The organism is Candidatus Accumulibacter vicinus (assembly GCF_000584955.1).
GTDB lineage: Bacteria > Pseudomonadota > Gammaproteobacteria > Burkholderiales > Rhodocyclaceae > Accumulibacter > Accumulibacter vicinus.
The window spans coordinates 174,737-180,597 of sequence record NZ_JDSS02000053.1 but is presented as its reverse complement, the minus strand read 5'-3'; the positions used below and the strand labels follow the sequence as shown (position 1 = coordinate 180,597).

Annotated in this window: 4 protein-coding genes and 1 tRNA gene; 3 read left to right on the top strand and 2 right to left on the bottom strand. The window is 62.5% G+C overall.

The window, feature by feature from the left end:
- Positions 1-229 precede the first annotated feature (229 nt).
- From CAPSK01_RS21175 to CAPSK01_RS21165, 3 genes are all read left to right on the top strand, one after another.
- The gene (locus CAPSK01_RS21175; protein WP_273704235.1) at positions 230-1,279 is read left to right on the top strand and encodes a tRNA-dihydrouridine synthase; all 1,050 of its coding nucleotides are present in this window, start codon (positions 230-232) and stop codon (positions 1,277-1,279) included.
- A gap of 63 nt (positions 1,280-1,342) precedes the next feature.
- The gene (locus CAPSK01_RS21170; protein ID WP_034931596.1) at positions 1,343-2,023 is read left to right on the top strand and encodes an SAM-dependent methyltransferase; all 681 of its coding nucleotides are present in this window, start codon (positions 1,343-1,345) and stop codon (positions 2,021-2,023) included.
- 86 nt (positions 2,024-2,109) lie between these two features.
- Positions 2,110-2,183, top strand: a tRNA-Gly gene (locus CAPSK01_RS21165).
- Positions 2,184-2,304: 121 nt separating this feature from the next.
- Here the strand turns inward: CAPSK01_RS21165 and CAPSK01_RS21160 are convergent.
- Entirely contained in the window at positions 2,305-4,185 is a 1,881-nt protein-coding gene (locus CAPSK01_RS21160) for an MFS transporter (RefSeq protein WP_034931592.1), read from the bottom strand.
- A gap of 146 nt (positions 4,186-4,331) precedes the next feature.
- The gene (locus CAPSK01_RS21155; protein WP_034931588.1) at positions 4,332-5,861 is read right to left on the bottom strand and encodes an AMP-binding protein; all 1,530 of its coding nucleotides are present in this window, start codon (positions 5,859-5,861) and stop codon (positions 4,332-4,334) included.

Genomic DNA, 5,861 nt, shown 5'->3' with positions numbered 1-5,861 from the left:
CGTCAATGAGGCGGCATGATGTCCCGTGGCAATCCCTTCGCCCGCCCCCTCAAACCCGCAAGGCCACCGCCCGTTTCCACACGAAACGACATGGAGCCACAAATGACCGCACTATTCAACATGATGTGGGCCGCCATCCGTTGCCACTGCGTCGATTTCCCTGCTGCCTTCAACATGTCATAATCATTCACGCGATAGCGTCAAAACCTGCTGGGAAATCTTATCGAACATGGGAAAATTGCTGCTGGCACCAATGGAGGGTCTGGTCGACGACGTTCTGCGCGACGTTCTGACACGTGCCGGCACTTACGATCTGGCGGTGAGCGAGTTCATCCGCGTGTCGGGCAGCCTGTTGCCGATTCGGACTTTCCACCGCATCTGTCCCGAACTTTTGCACGCCAGCCGCACCCGATCGGGTACGCCGGTCGCCGTGCAACTGCTGGGGAGTGACCCGGCGTGTCTGGCCGAGAACGCAGCGCAACTGGTCGAGCTGTCACCGGCGGGAATCGATCTCAACTTCGGTTGCCCGGCGCCAACGGTCAACCGTCACGGCGGCGGTGCTTCCCTGCTCGCCGATCCTGATCAGCTGTTTTGCATTGCTGCCGCGGTCAGGCGTGCAATCCCGCAGGCCATCCCATTCAGCGCCAAGATGCGGCTCGGGATCAGCGACACGGCGAGGACGCTGGATTGTGCCCGGGCGCTGGCGGCGGGCGGCATTGTGTCGCTGGTGGTGCATGCACGTACCAGAACAGAGGCTTATCGACCGCCGGCACACTGGGAATGGGTGGCGCGCATCAGCGAGGTCGTACAGCTGCCGGTGGTTGCCAACGGCGAGGTCTGGACAACCGATGACCATTGCCGCTGCTGTGCGGTGAGTACCTGCCAGGATGTGATGATCGGACGTGGTGCGGTCGCCGATCCCTTTCTCGCCGAGCGCATTCGTGCGCTGGCGGTAGGGGTGGTGATCGCCACCGATCGTTCGCACGACTGGTGCCGACTACTGCCACTGCTGGCTTCTTTCTGGCAGCAGGTCTGTGCCAAAGTCTCGGCACGCCATGCGCCAGGTCGCCTCAAGCTTTGGCTGGGGGCGCTGCGGCGGAATTTCGTCGAAGCCGAGGCGCTGTTCATCGCGGTTCGATCGCTGCGTGGCGTTGCTGAAGTCACGCGCGAGCTGCTGCGACATGGCGTGCCGGTGCTGCCAGCGATCGATTATTGTGAAAGTCGCGTCAGCGACTCACGAAATTCCCCTCTCCACTTGCGGGAGAGGGAACGGGGGTGAGAGACGGTCATGGCGTTCATCATCCGGTGTGTCTCGATTTGCGATGACTGTTAGGACCAATCGATGTACGGCAACTCCCGCGTTCCTGAAAGCACCCAGACCGACATTCACCCGCATCTGTCGATGCTGCTCGCTCGTCATGCCGGCACCTCTTTTCTCAAACCGTATGCCGACTACAATCGCGCCGCATTCGCAGCGAGCCTGGAACGTTACCAGCGCGCGACAGCGGGGGGACCGTTGATCCTCGATTCGTGCTGCGGAGTTGGAGAGAGCAGCCGGATTCTTGCCAGGGCATTTCCGGACCATTACGTGATCGGCGTGGACCAGTCGGCAGTGCGGTTGGCACGCGGACAGCGCTGCCAGCAGGGGGGGTTCGGGTGGCCGGCCAACCTCGATCTGGTGCGTGCCGACGTCGTTGATTACTGGCGCTTGCTACACGCGGCGGGTATTCGACTCAATCGTCACTACCTTCTTTATCCCAATCCCTGGCCGAAGATCACCCAGCTGCGCCGACGTTGGCATGGCCATCCGGTTTTTCCGGTGCTGCTCGGGCTGGGTGGGGTGCTTGAGTGCCGGAGCAACTGGCCGGTCTATTTGTCGGAATTCTGCTTTGCGGTGCAGCAGATGACACAACACGCGGCGGTGTACGAGCCGTACCTTCCGGATCCGCCGATGACTCCATTCGAACGCAAATATTCGGCTTCGGGCCATCGCCTGTACCGTACCCGCATCGATCTGGTTTGAGACCGGCGTTTGCAGAAAGCGGGCCGAGATCCCCTGGATCGCCGCATTGTGGAAACGCGCACAACCGTCGTAGAATAGAGGCCTCGGCGGGCGTCGTATAATGGCAATACCCTAGCTTCCCAAGCTAGAGCCGAGGGTTCGATTCCCTTCGCCCGCTCCACTTCGACTTTCCAGGGACTTCCACGTGTACCGGAGCGCTGTAGGGGGCGGAGCGGAGATCGTCGATAGATTCGGTAGCGCCGGGAGCCACTTTACTCGGCAGAACATCGAGTTCCCGAAGCCTACTTCCAGTCACCCCGCAGGCCGGCAACAATCTCCTGCAGATGCTCGGGAGTCGCTGCCGCGGGGGCGACCGCCGTACCGACGACCAGCGCGATCTTCGAGAACAGGCCGCGGCGCAGTGGCTTGCTCATCGCGGGCCCGTCCTTGCGGCTGAAGAAGCTCCCCCACAGACCCTGCAGAGCCATCGGAATGACCGGCGCTGGCGTACGTCCGACGATACGCTGCACGCCTGGGCGGAAAGGATAAAGCTCGCCACTGTCGGTGATCCGGCCTTCCGGGAAGATCGCCACCAGTTCGCCTGCCGCGAGGGCACTCGCCACCTCCTCAAAAGCCGCTTCCATCATGGCCGCATCGTCTCTGGCCGGGGCAATCGGGATGGCGCGCATATGGCGGAAGATCAAGCTGATCACCGGCATGCGGTAAATGCGGTAATCCATGACGAAACGGATCGGCCGCCGGCTCGCCGCCGCGATGACAATCGGATCAACGAAGCTGACGTGGTTGCACACCAGCACCGCTGCCCCCTCCTCCGGGATGTTCTGCAGCCCGCGTTGCTGCAGGCGGTACACCGAGTGCACCAGCAGCCAGGCAATGAAGCGCAGCATGAACTCGGGCACCAGGCTGTAGATATAGACCGCCACCACCGCATTGCACAGCGCAGCAACGCCGAACAGAGCAGGAATCGAAAGTCCATCGCCGAGCAGTCCGGCGGCGGCGAGTGCGCCGCAGACCATGAACAGCGCATTCAGGATGTTGTTCGCGGCGATGATCCGCGCCCGCTGCTCAGGTGCGCTACGCAACTGGATCAGGGCATACAGCGGCACAATGAAAAAACCGCCGAACAGGCCGAGGGCAAACAGGTCGAAGAGCACCCGCCAGGTGTGGTGCAAGGCGAGCAGATTGGCGAGCGACAACGGCGCCCCGATCGGCAGCAGTGCCGGTGAAGCGAAGGCCAGGTCGATTCCGAAGAGCGTCAGACCGATCGAACCAAAAGGCACCAGACCGATTTCGACGTGCCCAGCGGACAAGCGCTCGCAGAGCAGCGACCCGAGACCGATGCCGATCGTGAAGATCGCCAGCAACAAGGTCACCGAGGTCTCGCTGCCCCCGAGCACATTCTTCGCATAGGCCGGGAACTGCGCCAGGAACAGTGCGCCGTATAGCCAGAACCAGGAAATCCCGAGAATCGAGAGAAAGACCGTCCGGTTCTGACTGGCAAAACCGATGTTGCGCCAGGTTTCGGAAAACGGATTCAAGCTGACGACCAGTTCCGGGACCGGCGCCGGCGCTGCCGGGATGCCGCGGCTGCACAGATAACCCAAGACCGCGATCACCAGTCCAGCGATGGCCACCCAGCCCGGATGCCCGGCCACGCCGGCCAGCAGGCCGCCGGCCAGGGTACCGATCAGGATGGCAACGAAAGTGCCGGCCTCGACCAGCGCGTTACCTCCTACGAGTTCATTTTCGCGCAGGTGCTGCGGCAGGATCGCGTATTTGACCGGCCCGAATAGCGATGAATGCAGGCCAAGCAGGAACAATGCGCTCAACAGTACCGCCAGACTGTGCGTCGAGAACCCGAACAGGGCAACGCCCATGATGACAATTTCGAGCAGCTTCACCAGCCGCGCCAGCTTCGCCTTGTCGTACTTGTCGGCAAGTTGCCCGGCGGTGGCCGAAAACAGGAAAAACGGCAGAATGAAGATGCCGGCGGCAATATTGGTCAACACCTCCGGCGCCAGCGTCGTCCAGTTCACCGCCTGAAAGGTGAGCAACACGATCAGCGCATTCTTGAACAGATTGTCGTTGAATGCCCCAAGAAACTGCGTAGCAAAAAAAGGGGCAAAGCGGCGGGTGTTGAGCAGGGTAAACTGGGAACTCATGCAGTCTTCCTAAAGTGGGTGACCAGACAGGCCGCACACGGCCGACAGCTTGGCGGCCCGCAACCAGACCCCGGCACGTCCTCCCGTCTCAGTCCTTCGTTTGAGCTGACCTGACGGGGATTCCCCCATGGGGACGGTCAAAAGTTTTACCGCCGCCACCCGGCCAGATCGCGGCGCCGAACCTTGCCGTTGGCGGTGCGCGGCAGAACGTCGGTGAAGATGACCTCGCGGGGACATTTGTAGGCCGCCAGATGTTCGTGGGCGTAAGCCAGCAGCGGCGCGGCGTCGAGTCCATCGGGCTCATCGGGATCGCGCGGCACCACGAATGCGGCGATCACGCTGACCCCCTCGCGCACCCTAAGCTCGGTCACCGCCACTTCGGCCACCGCCGGATGCTTGCTCAGGCAATGCTCCACCTCCAATGGCGACACCCGGTAGCCCATGGCGTTCATCATGTCGTCGTTGCGGCCGTGATAGATCAGATAGCCGTCCGCATCGAAATGCACCAGGTCGCCGCCGATGAACCATTCGCCCCTGTAGATCAGATCCTCCTCGTCCGGCCGCTTCCAGTAGCCGAGCATCAGGCCGGGATCGCTGCGATGCACCGCCAGCAACCCGATCTCACCCGGCGACAACGGTTCTTCCCCCTCCTCGACCGGCAGCGCCACCACGCAGCGGCCCTGCTGTGGCTTGCCCGGACTGCCCGGCCGTACCGCTACGCTGGGCGACGAGGAGATGTAGGTCGAGCATTCGCTCATCCCCAAAGCCTCATACAGTTCCTTGCCTGTCGTCGTCCGCCACTGTTCGAGCAAAGCACCGCCCAGTGCCTCGCCGGCAGTCAGGCCATGGCGCAAGCTCGACAGATCGAACGCGCGCAGGTCATTGTACTTCAGAATCTGCCGATACAGCCCCGGCACCGCCGCAAACAGGGTTGCCCGGAATTTCTCCATGAGCATCGGCCAGACCGTGACATCGCGAGGCCCGTTGTAGAGCACCGCGGTTGCGCCATTGGCCCAGGGATCGGTCAGACCGGCCCCGAGCGTATAGGTCCAGTTGAACGCCCCGGCGTGCAGGATCACATCATCTTGGCGGATGTCATACCAGCCTTGGTACATCGGTCGCCGTCCCCAGGCCGATCGCTGGGCGTGCAACACACCTTTGGGCTGGCCGGTAGTGCCGGAGGTGTAAATCAGAAAAGCCGGATCGTCGGCAGCCGTATCGGCGTAATCGACGGCCTCGTGTTGGGTTCGCAAGCGCGCAATGTCGACGGGAGTCAACACACGCACGTCCGGCGGTGGCTGGATAGCCAACTCTTCCGACATGGCGACCATCTGGGCACCAGCATTGGCCAGCAGGAAATCAGCCTCCTCCTCGGTCAGTTGCGCCGAGGATGGCAACGGCACACAACCGGCAGCGATGGCGCCGAAGAACAGCAGAGCGTAATCGCTGGTATTGCCCATGCGGATCATCAGCCTCGCCCCCGGTTCAAGACCCCACGCACGCAGCCCAGCCGCCACTTGCCGGACAGCCTCGTCCAGTTGTCTGTAAGTCCAGCATTCCGCCTGTTCGGGCAGAGCCTTGGCGTCGGACACCACGGCCAGTGCCAGCTTGTCCGGGGTATCGCGCGCTGCTGCCGCCAGACAGTAGCGCGCCATGTTGAAGCGTGCCGGCGGCAA

What these genes read in the sequence shown, in the direction of transcription:
- CAPSK01_RS21170 (WP_034931596.1), top strand. Translation starts at nt 1,343, where the DNA reads ATGTACGGCAACTCCCGCGTTCCTGAAAGCACCCAGACCGACATTCAC.
- CAPSK01_RS21175 (WP_273704235.1), top strand. Translation starts at nt 230, where the DNA reads ATGGGAAAATTGCTGCTGGCACCAATGGAGGGTCTGGTCGACGACGTT.
- CAPSK01_RS21160 (WP_034931592.1), bottom strand. Translation starts at nt 4,185, where the DNA reads ATGAGTTCCCAGTTTACCCTGCTCAACACCCGCCGCTTTGCCCCTTTT.